At 40.5% G+C, this 14,233-nt stretch carries 17 protein-coding genes; 13 read left to right on the top strand and 4 right to left on the bottom strand.

Annotated features, from left to right (window positions below):
• Positions 1-19 precede the first annotated feature (19 nt).
• Together CLI64_RS06200 and CLI64_RS06195 are read right to left on the bottom strand one after the other, a co-directional pair.
• Complete coding sequence (locus CLI64_RS06200; protein ID WP_103136393.1) at positions 20-1,648, bottom strand: CocE/NonD family hydrolase; 1,629 nt, start codon at positions 1,646-1,648, stop codon at positions 20-22.
• Positions 1,649-1,803: 155 nt separating this feature from the next.
• Positions 1,804-2,070 (bottom strand): hypothetical protein, encoded by a 267-nt coding sequence (locus tag CLI64_RS06195; protein ID WP_103136392.1) that lies wholly within the window; start codon positions 2,068-2,070, stop codon positions 1,804-1,806.
• A gap of 388 nt (positions 2,071-2,458) precedes the next feature.
• Between CLI64_RS06195 and gvpA (CLI64_RS06190) the strand changes: the two genes are divergently transcribed.
• From gvpA (CLI64_RS06190) to CLI64_RS06150, 9 genes are all read left to right on the top strand, one after another.
• Positions 2,459-2,674 carry a gas vesicle structural protein GvpA gene (gvpA, locus tag CLI64_RS06190; protein WP_010996411.1) on the top strand — a complete coding sequence of 72 codons (216 nt, stop codon included), beginning with the start codon at positions 2,459-2,461 and terminating at the stop codon, positions 2,672-2,674.
• 104 nt (positions 2,675-2,778) lie between these two features.
• Positions 2,779-2,994 (top strand): gas vesicle structural protein GvpA, encoded by a 216-nt coding sequence (gene gvpA, locus CLI64_RS06185; RefSeq protein ID WP_010996411.1) that lies wholly within the window; start codon positions 2,779-2,781, stop codon positions 2,992-2,994.
• Positions 2,995-3,098: 104 nt separating this feature from the next.
• Positions 3,099-3,314: a gas vesicle structural protein GvpA gene (gene gvpA, locus CLI64_RS06180; protein WP_010996411.1), complete on the top strand. Its 216-nt coding sequence runs from the start codon at positions 3,099-3,101 to the stop codon at positions 3,312-3,314.
• A 195-nt stretch (positions 3,315-3,509) separates the two neighbouring features.
• Entirely contained in the window at positions 3,510-3,893 is a 384-nt protein-coding gene (gene gvpC / locus CLI64_RS06175) for a gas vesicle protein GvpC (protein ID WP_103136391.1), read from the top strand.
• 359 nt (positions 3,894-4,252) lie between these two features.
• Positions 4,253-5,320 carry a gas vesicle protein GvpN gene (gene gvpN / locus CLI64_RS06170; RefSeq protein ID WP_103136390.1) on the top strand — a complete coding sequence of 356 codons (1,068 nt, stop codon included), beginning with the start codon at positions 4,253-4,255 and terminating at the stop codon, positions 5,318-5,320.
• 2 nt (positions 5,321-5,322) lie between these two features.
• On the top strand, positions 5,323-5,754 hold the full coding sequence (locus tag CLI64_RS06165) for a gas vesicle protein (protein ID WP_103136389.1): 432 nt from the start codon (positions 5,323-5,325) through the stop codon (positions 5,752-5,754).
• A gap of 86 nt (positions 5,755-5,840) precedes the next feature.
• The gene (locus tag CLI64_RS06160; protein WP_103140613.1) at positions 5,841-6,308 is read left to right on the top strand and encodes a gas vesicle protein K; all 468 of its coding nucleotides are present in this window, start codon (positions 5,841-5,843) and stop codon (positions 6,306-6,308) included.
• Positions 6,309-6,329: 21 nt separating this feature from the next.
• Positions 6,330-7,067, top strand: coding sequence for a GvpL/GvpF family gas vesicle protein (locus CLI64_RS06155; protein WP_103136388.1), 738 nt, complete (start codon positions 6,330-6,332; stop codon positions 7,065-7,067).
• Between the two features lie 11 nt (positions 7,068-7,078).
• Positions 7,079-7,528, top strand: coding sequence for a gas vesicle protein GvpG (locus CLI64_RS06150; protein ID WP_103136387.1), 450 nt, complete (start codon positions 7,079-7,081; stop codon positions 7,526-7,528).
• 126 nt (positions 7,529-7,654) lie between these two features.
• Here the strand turns inward: CLI64_RS06150 and CLI64_RS06145 are convergent, their stop codons facing one another.
• Entirely contained in the window at positions 7,655-7,972 is a 318-nt protein-coding gene (locus CLI64_RS06145) for a gas vesicle protein (protein ID WP_103136386.1), read from the bottom strand.
• Between the two features lie 120 nt (positions 7,973-8,092).
• Between CLI64_RS06145 and CLI64_RS06140 the strand changes: the two genes are divergently transcribed.
• The 3 genes from CLI64_RS06140 to CLI64_RS06130 are packed head-to-tail and all read left to right on the top strand — an operon-like array spanning position 8,093 to position 12,567.
• The gene (locus tag CLI64_RS06140; RefSeq protein WP_225977517.1) at positions 8,093-8,779 is read left to right on the top strand and encodes a GvpL/GvpF family gas vesicle protein; all 687 of its coding nucleotides are present in this window, start codon (positions 8,093-8,095) and stop codon (positions 8,777-8,779) included.
• Positions 8,780-8,795: 16 nt separating this feature from the next.
• Positions 8,796-10,700, top strand: coding sequence for an ArsA family ATPase (locus CLI64_RS06135; protein ID WP_225977516.1), 1,905 nt, complete (start codon positions 8,796-8,798; stop codon positions 10,698-10,700).
• A 28-nt stretch (positions 10,701-10,728) separates the two neighbouring features.
• The gene (locus CLI64_RS06130) at positions 10,729-12,567 is read left to right on the top strand and encodes an AAA family ATPase (protein WP_103136383.1); all 1,839 of its coding nucleotides are present in this window, start codon (positions 10,729-10,731) and stop codon (positions 12,565-12,567) included.
• A 137-nt stretch (positions 12,568-12,704) separates the two neighbouring features.
• On the opposite strand, the gene CLI64_RS06125 is transcribed toward CLI64_RS06130, so the two are convergent.
• On the bottom strand, positions 12,705-13,397 hold the full coding sequence (locus tag CLI64_RS06125) for a DJ-1/PfpI family protein (RefSeq protein ID WP_103136382.1): 693 nt from the start codon (positions 13,395-13,397) through the stop codon (positions 12,705-12,707).
• Between the two features lie 88 nt (positions 13,398-13,485).
• Here CLI64_RS06125 and CLI64_RS06120 point away from each other — a divergent pair, with 88 nt between their 5' ends.
• A complete protein-coding gene (locus tag CLI64_RS06120) occupies positions 13,486-14,196 on the top strand; it encodes a LuxR C-terminal-related transcriptional regulator (RefSeq protein ID WP_103136381.1) in 711 nt (236 codons plus the stop codon).
• Positions 14,197-14,233: the final 37 nt, after the last annotated feature.

Raw genomic sequence — 14,233 nt, 5'->3', positions numbered from 1 at the left:
ACGCATATTTCCCTATTCCCTATTCCCCATTCCTCATAATCGGTAACAAAACCTGAGAAGCACCACAATCAACAGTCAACGTGATGATTTGGGCATTCATCAAACTCTCACTACTCAATACAGCCCCATTGCCAGAGTTCATTGTATACGCTGGGTAACACGCTAAACTCAAACTCAAACGCAAACAATTACCTTTGGTTATGCGTATACATATTGGCTGTAATTGTATTTTTCTAGTGATGCTGTGTTTCCCATCCCGGCAATGTAAATAACCTTGCGTCATGTTAAAAACTCTGCCATCAGGATCAACTTGCGACAACACAGCGCACAAATCATAACTATCTTGGTCTGATTGACAGCAGATTTCTACTAGTACATCGCCCAAGAGACTTAAATCTGCGGTTAAAGGTGCGCTGGTGTAGGTTAAAACGTCAGACCGACAATCAATCTGCGATCGCTCAAATACACCAGCCGGCATCCCTGCATGACCTCCTACTGCTGGCACAGGTCGCCAAGGGTCGTGGACTAATACATCTGGGGCATGGGGCATAGGGCATGGGGCATGGGAAATCAGTTTTCCTGCATCTTCTCTAATACTTGCTAGTCCTATACTTGACAAAAAATAGTATTTGTGTAATGGTGTGATCAAGCTGGAGAATTTCTGCCAAACATTGCTACCTATTTCAAACAAGCATACAGGAGGCTGATCCAATAAGCCTGTATCTACACCCTTGAGAAACTGGTCAAACCAACGAATCTGCATTTCGTCTATGGGACTAGCTGCTAGTTGACCAAAATCAGCCGCACCAACTTTCCGTCCCCAAGGTAAATGCGCCCAAGGGCCAATAATTAAATGTTGGGGAGTAGCTGCACGGGCTACCATATCTTTGTAGAGGTGCAGTGTTCCGCGCAGATACGTATCAAACCAACCGCCGATATGTAACATCGGCAAATCAACCCCTGCAAAATGGCTTTTGGGTGAAAGTTCTTGCCAATAGTCATCAGGTTCGCTGTGGACTACCCAATCGTGATAAAAAGATTCTGGCGCGAGTTGTTGTAGAATTTCAGGATTATTTAGCGGCAGATTACGGGATGCAGCTAATAACGCTTGATATGCTGCTTGATCACCACGTAATCTGGCTGTTTCTGTCGCCAATTGTACCGCCCAAGCTAAGTTAGTGTGCAAACAAAATGCACCACCTTCATAAGCCCAATCAGCATACAAATCATAGCCAATCATCGCCGGACAAATAGTTTTCAAGGCTGGGGGTTTGGCGATCGCGGCATATAATTGAGTCATTCCCTGATAGGAAAAGCCATACATTCCCACCATGCCATTACTATTCGGTAGACTTGCAGCCCAATTGACGCTATCCGCACCGTCAGCAACCTCATGCTGGAATAACTGAAATTCACCTTGGGAAGTACCACGTCCCCGCACATCTTGAATCACAACAATATAGCCATGAGCCGCATACCACATAGGATGAGCATAAACCACAGTGGATGCGATCGCTCTCCCATAGGGCTGTCGCATCAATAACACAGGCAACTCACCTGCTGCATCAGGGCGATAGATATCTGCGTCAAGGCGTACACCATCGCGAGTGTACATAGAGGCCGTTTCTTTGGGAAGGATTTTGTACATGACTGGGAATGAGAAAAAAATTCAGCTATCCATACCGATTGCTGAATTCTGCAAAATCATATCCTATTTGTCAATCAATACCATCAACTCAAATTCACAACCCAAGAATCAAAATATCTCTCTCTAAATCCCCAGTCCCCTACTTCCCCCATACCTCAACCCTGCTGTACTCGTCGCTCAAATTCCTCACGGGTGTTTTCCACAACTTTTAAAGCAGATGTATAAATACTCTCATTTTCCTGCTTTAACCAATTCAAAAGACGAGAAATCTGGGCATTTCTTAAATCTAAGTCTGTCTGAAAAATAATAGAAGTTGCCATTACTTGAGCGTACTGAGGTGGATGTCCTTGCTCCACAAAAGTAGCAATTAGTCCCGCTAACGCTCCGTGACGTACTTGATCAGAGGAAGCTTCTGTAGACATGATGTTTTTCAAAAAAAATAATTGTTGAAAACATCCTATGTTATGTTCCTGAACTTTTAAAAACCGTATTATTACTTAATTTGCTTCATTTTCTATCGGAGAGCAACTACTGTTGTTCTTGAGAAAAAAATACTCTAAAAACAACAAAAAAAACAAAATAGCAGATTAAAACTAACATTGTTCATCAAAAAAATTCAAAAGTATACAAATAAAACTGAAAACGTACATTTTTAGTGTTTCGATGTGTTTCTTTTTGTATTTCTTTACAAAATTCCTCCTGTCAAAGTCTTTACATTCATGAAGAGACACGTCTAATATTGATTCAGTAAGACGCAGGCAAACGCCGAGCTAATACTGAAAATCAACAATGAGTTTAAGGTGTAAAACAATGGCAGTAGAAAAAACTAATTCCTCCTCCAGCTTGGCAGAAGTTATTGATCGTATCTTAGACAAAGGTATCGTTGTAGATGCTTGGGTTCGTGTTTCTTTAGTTGGTATTGAACTATTAGCAATTGAAGCCCGCATCGTGATTGCATCCGTAGAAACCTACCTGAAATATGCAGAAGCAGTAGGTCTAACACAGTCCGCCGCAATGCCTGCTTAATTATTCAGTAGATTCTCGAATATCACAGTGAGCTAGTTAGCACTTGTGATATTCCACACTCTTACGGTTCAACTCACAAACAACATTACTTAAGGTACAAAATCATGGCAGTAGAAAAAACTAATTCCTCCTCCAGCTTGGCAGAAGTTATCGACCGTATCTTAGACAAAGGTATCGTTGTAGATGCTTGGGTTCGTGTTTCTTTAGTTGGTATTGAACTATTAGCAATTGAAGCCCGCATCGTGATTGCATCCGTAGAAACCTACCTGAAATATGCAGAAGCAGTAGGTCTAACACAGTCCGCCGCAATGCCTGCTTAATTATTCAGTAGATTCTCGAATATCACAGTGAGCTAGTTAGCACTTGTGATATTCCACATTCTTACGGTTCAACTCACAAACAACATTACTTAAGGTACAAAATCATGGCAGTAGAAAAAACTAATTCCTCCTCCAGCTTGGCAGAAGTTATCGACCGTATCTTAGACAAAGGTATCGTTGTAGATGCTTGGGTTCGTGTTTCTTTAGTTGGTATTGAACTATTAGCAATTGAAGCCCGCATCGTGATTGCATCTGTAGAAACCTACCTGAAATATGCAGAAGCAGTAGGTCTAACACAGTCCGCCGCAATGCCTGCTTAATTATTCAGAATTACCTAATTTGTAATCCTGATATTGATTCTGCTTTTGTTCGCTCATCCTGATGTTTCTAAACCAAGAATTATCAAAAAGGAATCAGCGAAAAAGAGCAGGTATTCTATGAGCTACATTTACTGAATATTCATTATCCAGTAAATGTAGTTCCTTGCAGATGTTAATTATATTGCGGAGAACCTCATGACGGCTTTAATACCAAGACTCCGGCAAGAGCATCAGTCACTCACTGAGGAAGTCCATCAACTATTCAGAGAGACTCGTGAATTCTTGTCCGAAACACAAGCACACAGACAAGAACAAGCTAAAAAGCAAGCACAAGAACTGCGTGCATTCCGCGAAGAACTTGAGTATACAACTCAAGATTTTCTCCAAGAAACAGCTAAAACAAGAGAAGCCCAAGCTAAAGCACAAGCCAAGTTTTTGCATCAGTTCCATAAAAATCTGGAGCAAAACACCCACAACTTTTTAGCAACAACGGCAAAGGACAGAGCTAAAAGAGCTAAAGAACAAAGACGAAATCTGCGGCAATTTCGTCAAGATTTGTTTGCCAGCATTTTCGGTTAGCATTTAGTCAACGCTCTCAAACAATGAAGTGAATTCATTGGCTGTGCTAGATAGTAAAACCCCCCTATCTTCCAGGTTAAACACTGGTTAGACAAGGGGGCGAATTCAACAATGAGTTTAATGTAAAACTTTGAATATTCTAAGATATTGCTTGATTTAATGCAAGGAGTTATTCAAATACAGCAGTCTACCCTCAAGTTATTACCTAACATTATATAAATCCTATAGTTTAAGGGAGTTATTCATATGTAGATACTATCTAATAGTTTCTATATTTAAAATAACACATAGTTTATCGATTGTGTGTACTCACATCAATTCTTTTATTTGGCAACATTTCTTCACTGCAACTTCATCTTATGACCCTTACTGCAAATCATACTGTAAATAATAAAAAAAGAGCCGTTCTTCGTGTTCGTCCTGGACAGTTTGTCGTCACACCCGCAATTGAGCGAGTGGCTATCCGTGCATTACGTTATCTCACATCAGGGTTTGCCATTCACTTGCGTGGCCCGGCTGGTACAGGGAAAACAACTTTAGCTATGCACTTAGCTAACTGTCTCGATAGACCAATTATGTTAGTCTTCGGAGACGACGAATTTAAAAGTTCTGACCTAATTGGTAGTGAATCTGGTTACACCCATAAGAAATTGCTAGACAACTACATTCACAACGTTGTCAAAGTTGAAGATGAACTCAAACAAAATTGGGTTGATTCTCGATTAACTTTAGCTTGTCGTGAAGGTCTGACCCTAGTCTATGATGAATTCAACCGTTCTAAACCAGAAGTAAATAACGTCTTACTTTCGGCCTTAGAAGAAAAAATTCTCACCCTTCCTCCCAGCAGCAACCAACCAGAATATCTCCACGTTCATCCCCAATTTCGGGCTATCTTTACCTCTAATCCAGAGGAATACTGCGGAGTTCATTCAACGCAAGACGCGTTGATGGATCGGTTAGTGACTATTAATATGCCAGAACCTGATGAACAAACTCAAATCGAGATTATAGTTCATAAAACTGGTATTTCTAGAGAAGATGCTCAGTTAATTGTCCGCTTAGTGAAAGCATTCCGGTTAGGAACAGGTGGAGAAAAGACTTCTGGCTTACGGTCTTGTTTGATGATTGGTAAAGTTTGTGCAGAACACAACATCTTGGTTTTACCAGAAAACTCAGATTTTCGAGAAATTTGTGCAGATGTGCTATTTAATCGCACCAATTGGTCTGCTAGTGAAGCTACGACTATTTTCCTAGAATTGCTCAACCAACTGCACACACAGTCACTAGAAGAATCACATCATAACGCTGCATCAGATGAAGCAGTGAATGAGCCGGAAGAAGAGGCAATGGAAGAAAATACTGCGCCTTCCCAGCAAAAAGGCTTAGTGATTAACAAAAATATACCTACAACCGAAGAGTCTAATTAATCGTGACTACCACTCCACTACAGCCAACACGTCCTGCGACTAACTCTAGTCGCACAATTTCTACATCCACACAGGGTTCTACCTTAGCAGATATTCTCGAACGGGTGTTAGATAAAGGAATTGTGATTGCTGGTGATATCTCTGTTTCCATTGCTTCCACGGAACTCTTACATATCCGCATTCGTTTGCTAATTTCTTCCGTTGATAAAGCCCGTGAGATGGGTATAAATTGGTGGGAAAATGACCCCTATCTCAGTAGTAGGTCTCAGGATTTAATTGCAGAGAACCAACAACTGCATCAACGGCTAGAAAGTTTAGAAACTCAGTTACGTATGTTAACAGCAGCCAAGGAGCAAGAGACCGTAACATTATCTGCTCATACTGAGAATGAAGTTAGTAGTCCAATAGAAGCAGATTCTCAACTTGAGGCTTAGTTAATTTCTGCAAACACTCAGAGTAATTTTGCCTCAAGATAGCAGTAATTTTCAGAACTTTAGAAAAGGTAGATGGCATTATGACAATGGTTTGCACTCCGGTTGAAAATCCTGTTGATTTGCCACTCACCACTTCTAAAGCCAATAACAAAGCAGGTTTAGTTCCTCTACTGTTAACTGTAGTGGAACTAGTGCGTCAGCTGATGGAGGCGCAAGTAATTCGACGCATGGATCAGGGATGTTTGAGCGAATCTGAACTAGAACGAGCCGCAGAAAGCTTGCAAAAGTTAGAAGAACAAGTTTTAAATTTATGCGAGATTTTTGAAATCACTCCCGCCGACTTAAATATCAATTTAGGGGATGTCGGGACTCTTCTACCATCCCCTGGTTCTTATTATCCTGGTGAACCTGGAACTCAACCTTCAGTGTTAGAGCTATTAGACCGTCTTTTAAACACTGGGATTGTGGTAGATGGCGAGATAGATTTAGGGTTAGCACAAATCAATCTGATTAATGCCAAATTGCGCTTAGTTTTAACATCAAAACCCTTGTAATTAGTTAATATTTTGCTGATCATGGATTGTGGTTTCTATCTGTATGGTATTTTTCCTGATGCAATTCCCTCAACAATTGCCATCAAAGGATTAGATTCTCAGCCAGTATATAGTCAAGTCATTGATGGATTAAGTTTTTTATATTCAGAAGCAAAGCAAGAAAAATATTTAGCTTCTCGCCGGAATTTACTTAGTCATGAAAAAGTCCTCGAACAAGCCATGCAAGAAGGATTTCGCACACTCCTTCCTTTAAGGTTTGGATTAGTGGTGAAAAGTTGGGATACAGTAATTATCCAACTTATTAAACCATATAAAGAGAAACTAGAAGAATTATTTCAAAAATTGCATGACACGCGAGAAGTAAGCATCAAGATTTTTTGGAATCCCAAAGCTGAATTACAAGCGATGATGGAGTCTAATCCTAGTTTGAAGCAGCAGCGTGACCAAATGGAAGGTAAGGCCTTAAGCATGGAGGAAGTCATTCATATTGGACAATTAATTGAAAGTAATTTAACAGCTCGTAAACAATCTGTAATTCAAACTTTCTTTAATGAGTTGAAACCTTTGGCCAATGAAGTGGTAGAAAGTGACCCCATGACAGAGGACATGATTTACAACGCTGCTTTCTTGATTCCCTGGGATAAAGAATCTTTATTTAGTGAGCGCGTAGAAGCGATTGATCAACAATTTGGTGAACGTTTACGCATTCGCTACAATAATTTTACAGCACCATATACATTTGCTCAAATTAATGCTTAGGAGTCAATATTATGTTGGGGAAAATCTTACTATTTCCGGTTATGGGGCCAATCAGTGGACTTGTGTGGATTGGGGAGCAAATTCAAGAACGTGCCAACACTGAATTTGATGCTAAAGAAAATTTACATAAACAATTATTAAGCTTACAACTATCCTTTGATATGGGCGAAATCTCAGAGGAAGAGTTTGAGGAAAAAGAGGAAGAACTGCTATTGAGAATTCAAGCTTTAGAAGAAGAGTTAAATGTAGATGAAGAAGTAGCAGCAGATGAAGATTTGATACTACAACCAGCCTTGGCGAACATCTCAGAGTTAAATCTAGATGAAGAGGTAGAAGCAGATGAAGATTTAATCCTGCAACCAGCCTTGGCGAACGTCTCAGAGTTAAATGAAATTTACCAAGAAACTCCAAAAATGAGTACAGATTATGAAGATAAGGAGAATCTAGTATTATCACCTTAGTTAAATGCACTGATGATATTAAGTGTGTTGTGCATACTTTGGTAAGTGTAATTAGGACTGACAGTGAAATCCAATAATTAAAAACCCGCATCTGCGGGTTAATAATTTATTATTTGCTGTAACCAATTAATATTCTATTTCAAAAGTTTGGTAGTTATTGGATTCAAAGGGTATTTGTGGATAGGATATAGAAGGATAAGTATTCGTATCTGAAGACCGTAAATTTTGGATATTCCTTTCTGTACCTTCTATCTGGGTTTGAAGAGTGATCAAGCGTTGTTTAAGTAGCACTGTACGCTGTTCAATAAAATTGAGTTCTTGCTTAATTCGCTGTTGTTCCGTAACTAATTTATAAAGTTCTAACTGATTAGAAGCCTCAGATTTACTACGAGGCATAGTAGTAACTTTAGGTCTGATTGCTCCTCGATTACGAGTTTTCTTCATAAGACTTACCTGAATTAATTGATAGCATTATAACTAAAATTTTTATGATGTAAAGAGATTAAGAATTGAATAGATTTATTTATTTCTAGTACAAAAAATAAAATATTTTCTGCAATTAAAATGATGCGATCGCAAAATTTATACACTTACGCTTTCCTGAAAACTCCCGATTTTCCCTTAACCTTACCAGAGGGAAATATAGCTCCAGTAATTTTGATAAATGGGGCTAATGTATCAGCTATTGTCGAACTGGGAATATCTCCAGCCACATATCAAAATGATGATGAACAAGTCATCAAGATGGTGTTAGCTCACGACCGTGTGATTCGGGAACTATTCCAGCAAACGACAATTTTACCTCTGAGATTTGGAACTCATTTCCATTCCCAAGAAAGCTTGCTCAATCACATAGACGATCATGCTGAAGAATACTTACAGAAGCTTAAAAATCTTCAAAATAAAGATGAATACACATTAAAACTCGTCCCCCAAGTATTAGCAGAGCCAAAACAGCTAGCAGTAGGTAGTGGAAGAGATTATTTTTTAGCTAAAAAACAATACTATGAAAAGCAAAAAATTTTTAATCTTGACCAAAATGAGCAGAGAAATCAATTAATTGACAACATCACAGAAATTTATCCATCATCCGTTATAGTACAACAACAAGCAGAAGAATTTCGCTTATATTTTTTAATTGATCGTCATGAGCAAGCTGCCCTTTTAGCACAGGTTGCAGTTTGGCAAAAAGCTTCTCCTCACTGGAATTTAATTTTAGGAGAACCTCTTCCCCCGTATCACTTTATTTAATTATCTGCAACTTATTATGAAATATTACGACTCTCTAAATTTAGTTATGTTTAGCGGCAAGGGAGGGGTTGGTAAAACTACTCTCGCTTGCAGTTTCGCTCGTTATTGGGCGAGAGAATTTCCGCAGGAAAAGATTTTGTTACTATCGACAGATCCCGCCCACTCTTTAGGAGATGTCTTACTCACAGAAGTTAAAGATATTGCTTTACCATTAACTGATTTACCAAATTTGAGCGTTCAAGCCTTAGATGCAGAAAAGTTATTATTAGAGTTTAAGGGCAAATATAGCCGTTTTTTAGAACTACTCGTTGAGCGTGGTAGTTTAGCAGATGGGGATGATTTAGCACCCGTTTGGGATTTAGACTGGCCTGGTTTAAATGAATTAATGGGGTTATTAGAAATTCAACGCTTATTAGCGGAAAAAGAAGCTGATCGTGTAGTTGTAGATATGGCCCCTTCTGGACACACGTTAAATCTATTGCGCCTAAAAGATTTTTTAGATGTTATCTTAAATTCTTTAGAATTATTTCAAGAAAAACACCGCGTCATTACTAGAAGTTTTACAGGTAGTTATACAGCTGATGAAGTCGATGACTTTTTAGTAGAAATGAAGACTCAACTAGCAGAAGGTAGACGCTTGCTGCAAGATGAGAAATTTACAGGTTGCTTAGTTGTGGGTATTTCTGAGCCGATGTGTCTTTTAGAAACTGAGCGTTTTATTGACAGTTTAGCCACCCTAGAAGTACCATTTGCTGGTTTATTTATTAATAGAATATTAACCAACGCAGAAATCGAACCTGACCGTTACGCCGAACAGCAAAATCTCCTGGATAAATACTTACATCTGGTGAATCAACAGCCTGTATTTACCGTTCCCCAACAGAGAGTAGAACCATTGGGTGGAGTATCTTTAGATGCTTTAGCAGCGCAAATTCAAAAAATTCAGAGTGTGGAACTAGTAGCAGCACCGGAAGTTCATTGGCCGGCTAAAATTTTACCTAGCTTTACAGATTTTGTGAATGAAGGATGTCAATTAATTATTATTGGGGGTAAAGGAGGTGTTGGTAAAACAACGGTAGCTGCTGGTATAGCCTGGGCTTGTGCTGAAAGACATCCAGATAAGAAAATCCGTGTGATTTCTATAGATCCAGCCCATTCTTTAGGGGATGCTTTTGGAAAAGATTTAGGTCATGAACCGATATCTTTGACACATAACTTGAGTGGACAAGAAATCGATGCTAATCAAGTTTTAGAACAATTCCGGGCTGATTATCTGTGGGAATTAGCAGATATGATTAGCGGCGAAGGTTCACAAACAGATACAACGGTAAATATTGCCTATGTTCCAGAAGCTTGGAGACAAATTATGTCCCAAGCTTTACCAGGGATTGATGAGATGTTGTCCCTTGTAACAGTGATGGATTTATTAGATAGCAATCAGCAAGATTTAATTATTTTAGATACAGCACCTACAGGTCACTTGATGCGATTTTTAGAAATGCCATCGGCTTTAAGTGATTGGTTATCTTGGATATTTAAACTGTGGATTAAATATCAAAATGTTTTGGGTAGAGTAGATTTTATTGGACGATTAAGAGGACTACGACAACAAGTTGTCCAAGCACAAAAGAAATTAAAAAATCCCCAACATACGCAATTTGTGGGCGTGATTCAATCAGAAGCAGCAATTATATCTGAACACATTCGCTTAACAGCATCCCTGAAAAATATGGGTGTGAGTCAGCGTTATGTAGTGCAGAATCGCTACCGTCAAGAGGTGAAAATCGATGAAAGTTTATTTCCAGAGCAAATTATGATTCGTTTACCGAACTTGCCTCGCTCTGTTGAGCCTCTTGCCCGAATTAAGGGGGCGGCGAATCTTTTATTTGAAGTTGAGGAATTAACTACAAATAAACGCTGAATTATTAGTCAATTTTGGGAGTGATTGTATGAGTGAATTTTTCAAAGGCTTTGAGCAATTATTAGATTTGGTAAAAACTTTAGAAGAGAAAATTGAGAAGGGAGAAATTAAGACGGATGTGCAGATTAATTCACGTCCGATGAGTAGTATTCCCCGCTATGGGACGATACCGCGTCCTAGCAATATGGGTAATGATGTCGGTACTAGTCGGTTTCGCACTCCAGCTGCGCCTAGTTCTAATAGTGGGAATGGTGATGAGGCTGAAGTTGTCCCACCCCATAGCTCTGTAGACTATACGTTAAAGGATGTGGGGGGATTGGGAGAGGTTCTCAAAGAACTCAAAGAGTTAATTGCCATACCCTTAAAACGTCCCGACTTATTGGCGAAATTGGGACTTGAAGCAACAAGAGGCGTATTGTTAGTTGGCCCTCCTGGGACGGGAAAAACTCTGACGGCGCGCGCTTTAGCTGAAGAATTGGGTGTGAACTACATTGCTTTAGTAGGGCCGGAAGTCATCAGTAAATACTATGGAGAGGCGGAACAAAGACTGCGGGGGATTTTTGAAAAAGCCGCGAAAAATGCTCCTTGTATTATCTTTATTGACGAAATCGATAGTTTAGCACCCGATCGCAGTGCGGTAGAAGGGGAAGTGGAAAAACGTCTAGTTGCTCAATTATTGAGTTTGATGGATGGTTTTTCCCAAAGTCAAGGCGTGATTGTGTTGGCAGCCACTAACCGTCCCGACCATCTTGATCCGGCGTTGCGTCGTCCAGGAAGGTTTGACCGAGAAGTACAATTCCGCGTCCCTGATGTCAAAGGACGCAAAGAAATATTGCAAATCCTCACTCGTTCGATGCCTTTAGAAGCAGCCGTTGATTTAGATGCGATCGCAGAACGGGCGGTGGGATTTGTCGGGGCTGATTTGAAAGCTGTCTGTCAAAAGGCTGCTTACACTGCTTTACGTCGTCAAGTCCCTTCTATAGATGGCGAGATTCCAGAGAATATGACAATAAGTGCAGCCGATTTCTTACAAGCCCTCAAAGAAATCAAACCGGCTGTCCTACGAAGTGTAGAAGTAGAAGTTCCTCAAATTGCTTGGGATGATATTGGCGGTTTGGATAACATTAAACAAACCTTACGGGAATCTGTCGAAGGGGCGTTACTCTATCCAGAACTTTATTTACAAACCAAAGCCCTAGCACCCAAAGGGATTTTGTTGTGGGGGCCTCCAGGAACAGGTAAAACTTTGTTAGCCAAAGCCGTCGCTTCCCAAGCGAGAGCCAACTTTATTGGTGTCAATGGCCCAGAATTAATGAGTCGTTGGGTAGGCGCGAGTGAACAGGCGGTGCGAGAATTATTTGCCAAAGCCCGTCAAGCAGAACCTTGCGTAGTCTTTATTGATGAAATCGACACCTTAGCCCCCGCACGCGGTAGTTTTAGTGGGGATTCAGGAGTGAGCGATCGCATCGTTGGACAATTACTGACTGAGTTGGATGGGATAGAAGTAGGTAGCACTATCCTCGTGATTGGTGCGACCAATAGACCTGATGCTCTTGACCCAGCTTTGTTACGCGCCGGACGCTTGGATTTACAGATGAAAGTTGATTTACCAGACTTGGCTAGTCGTCTGGCGATTTTGCAAGTCCATTGTCAAGGAAGACCACTAGACAATGTGGATTTGAACTATTGGGCAGAGATGACGAAAGATTGGAACGGTGCAGATTTAACTTTACTTAGCAATCAAGCGGCTGTAGAAGCTATTCGTCGTTTCCGTGCGGAAGGTCTAGCAGATCCGACTGAAATTAAGATTTCCAACGATGACTTCAATTATGCTTATCAAGTGTTAACAGAGCAGCGTGCAGGTTAGCGTTGTTGATTGGGAATGAGTTTTGTTTCGCGCAGAGACGCAAAGGCGCGAAAAATATACCTAATTTTGATCCTCCTCTTCCCCACCCCAGTTTATGGGGCGGGGTTTTTTTATGTTGTTTGAGCGGTCAGACTGCATTATCTGAAACGAGCAGCAGCTTGTTGACTGGCTGCATCTGCGGCGGCAATTAACGGTTTGCCCATGTCTAACACAGCTTTTTTCAATTGAGAATCGGCTTTTTCTGGTGAACCAACCCCAAAAGGTGGTGCAGGGTTATATTCCAACAATAATTCCAGAAATTTAGCCGTATCTTCCCCACGCAAAACAGCAGCAATAGTGAGAGCGAAATCAATCCCTGCGGTGACACCGCCGCCTGTGATCCTTCCATCGCGGTCTATCACCACTCGTTCGTGACTGACTTCTACACCCATTGAGGCCAACTGTTCCCGAAAAGCCCAATGACAAGCTGCACGATATCCTTGCAGTAAACCCGCAGCCGCTAAAATTAGCGAACCTGTACACACAGCTGTAACATACTTAGTTGTTTGTGCTTGCTTTTGCAGAAACTCCAGCATTTCCGCATCTTGCATCATCTCTACAGTTCCCATCGCCCCACCAGGAACACATAAAACATCGAGTTGCGGACATTCAGCAAAAGTAGTAGTCGGTAAAATTGCTAACCCATTGCTGACAACAGGTTCTAAGTTTTTCCACAACAGCAAAACTTGAGTATCAGGCATCATTGAAAAAACTTGATGCGGCCCTGTAATATCTAACTGGGTCATATCAGGATAAATGACTAAACCGATTGTGTGTTTTACACTTGACATACTGTTATTTCCCAGACTGTGATGAATACAGTTATCCTAGAATTGGATATTTTGGCTGACAATTACCCAGTTGAGTACACTTTGATTCATGTCTTACGCGTTACAGGCATTAATTGAGCAAATAGCTAACGCTCCTTCACAAAGAAAACTCTGCTCCTACTACATGGATGCGGCCGGAGATTTATTTGCTAGCCAACACTGGAGTATTTATTTACATGGTCAGCCAGGGCAAAGTGGCAATATTGAAATGAAAGGCTTACCTGATAGTTTCATTGATTATTACTCGACTTTCGGTAAAAATTTAGATCAGGTAATGCAGTATGTAATTTCTCATCATGCCCCTGCCCATGAGCAAATTATTTTTACTGAAGCAGCTTGGAAGCAAAGTGATTTATATCAAAGTGGCTGCGGCAGAATATATGATCATGAGCATATTATGACTGGGCCGATTGTCGGTGATGGTAAGCTGATTGGCACAGTTAACTTTGCCCGTACTAGTGGAACGCCAGCATTTAATACTCAAGATTTGCTGCAATTAAGTGCCATTTGCGCCCATATTTCCGCTAAATTAGCCAATTTGCGTTCTTCAGAGCAGTTAAGTTTACTCAACCCTGAGATGGGTTTAACTCCGCGAGAAACCCAGATTGCTGGTTTGGTGGCGCAAGGTCTGACTAATGCAGAAATCGCGGCGCAATTATGGATTAGTCAAAATACAGTCAAGCAGACTTTAAAACGAATGTTTCGGAAGTTGGGTGTATCTGCAAGAGCTGAGATGGTGGCAAAGTTACGAATTTTTTGACCAAAAGAGTGTTGAGTGCTGAGTAATAAGTGCTGTT

It is taken from the genome of Nostoc sp. CENA543 (assembly GCF_002896875.1).
GTDB lineage: Bacteria > Cyanobacteriota > Cyanobacteriia > Cyanobacteriales > Nostocaceae > Trichormus.
Note: the sequence above shows the minus strand (reverse complement) of the source record. Positions and strands in the feature narration are given on the sequence as shown.

Coding starts and splice junctions, on each gene's coding strand:
- CLI64_RS06200 (WP_103136393.1), bottom strand. CDS start 1,648: ATGTACAAAATCCTTCCCAAAGAAACGGCCTCTATGTACACTCGCGAT.
- CLI64_RS06195 (WP_103136392.1), bottom strand. CDS start 2,070: ATGTCTACAGAAGCTTCCTCTGATCAAGTACGTCACGGAGCGTTAGCG.
- gvpA (WP_010996411.1), top strand. CDS start 2,459: ATGGCAGTAGAAAAAACTAATTCCTCCTCCAGCTTGGCAGAAGTTATT.
- gvpA (WP_010996411.1), top strand. CDS start 2,779: ATGGCAGTAGAAAAAACTAATTCCTCCTCCAGCTTGGCAGAAGTTATC.
- gvpA (WP_010996411.1), top strand. CDS start 3,099: ATGGCAGTAGAAAAAACTAATTCCTCCTCCAGCTTGGCAGAAGTTATC.
- gvpC (WP_103136391.1), top strand. CDS start 3,510: ATGACGGCTTTAATACCAAGACTCCGGCAAGAGCATCAGTCACTCACT.
- gvpN (WP_103136390.1), top strand. CDS start 4,253: ATGACCCTTACTGCAAATCATACTGTAAATAATAAAAAAAGAGCCGTT.
- CLI64_RS06160 (WP_103140613.1), top strand. CDS start 5,841: ATGGTTTGCACTCCGGTTGAAAATCCTGTTGATTTGCCACTCACCACT.
- CLI64_RS06155 (WP_103136388.1), top strand. CDS start 6,330: ATGGATTGTGGTTTCTATCTGTATGGTATTTTTCCTGATGCAATTCCC.
- CLI64_RS06150 (WP_103136387.1), top strand. CDS start 7,079: ATGTTGGGGAAAATCTTACTATTTCCGGTTATGGGGCCAATCAGTGGA.
- CLI64_RS06145 (WP_103136386.1), bottom strand. CDS start 7,972: ATGAAGAAAACTCGTAATCGAGGAGCAATCAGACCTAAAGTTACTACT.
- CLI64_RS06140 (WP_225977517.1), top strand. CDS start 8,093: ATGATGCGATCGCAAAATTTATACACTTACGCTTTCCTGAAAACTCCC.
- CLI64_RS06135 (WP_225977516.1), top strand. CDS start 8,796: ATGAAATATTACGACTCTCTAAATTTAGTTATGTTTAGCGGCAAGGGA.
- CLI64_RS06130 (WP_103136383.1), top strand. CDS start 10,729: ATGAGTGAATTTTTCAAAGGCTTTGAGCAATTATTAGATTTGGTAAAA.
- CLI64_RS06125 (WP_103136382.1), bottom strand. CDS start 13,397: ATGTCAAGTGTAAAACACACAATCGGTTTAGTCATTTATCCTGATATG.
- CLI64_RS06120 (WP_103136381.1), top strand. CDS start 13,486: ATGTCTTACGCGTTACAGGCATTAATTGAGCAAATAGCTAACGCTCCT.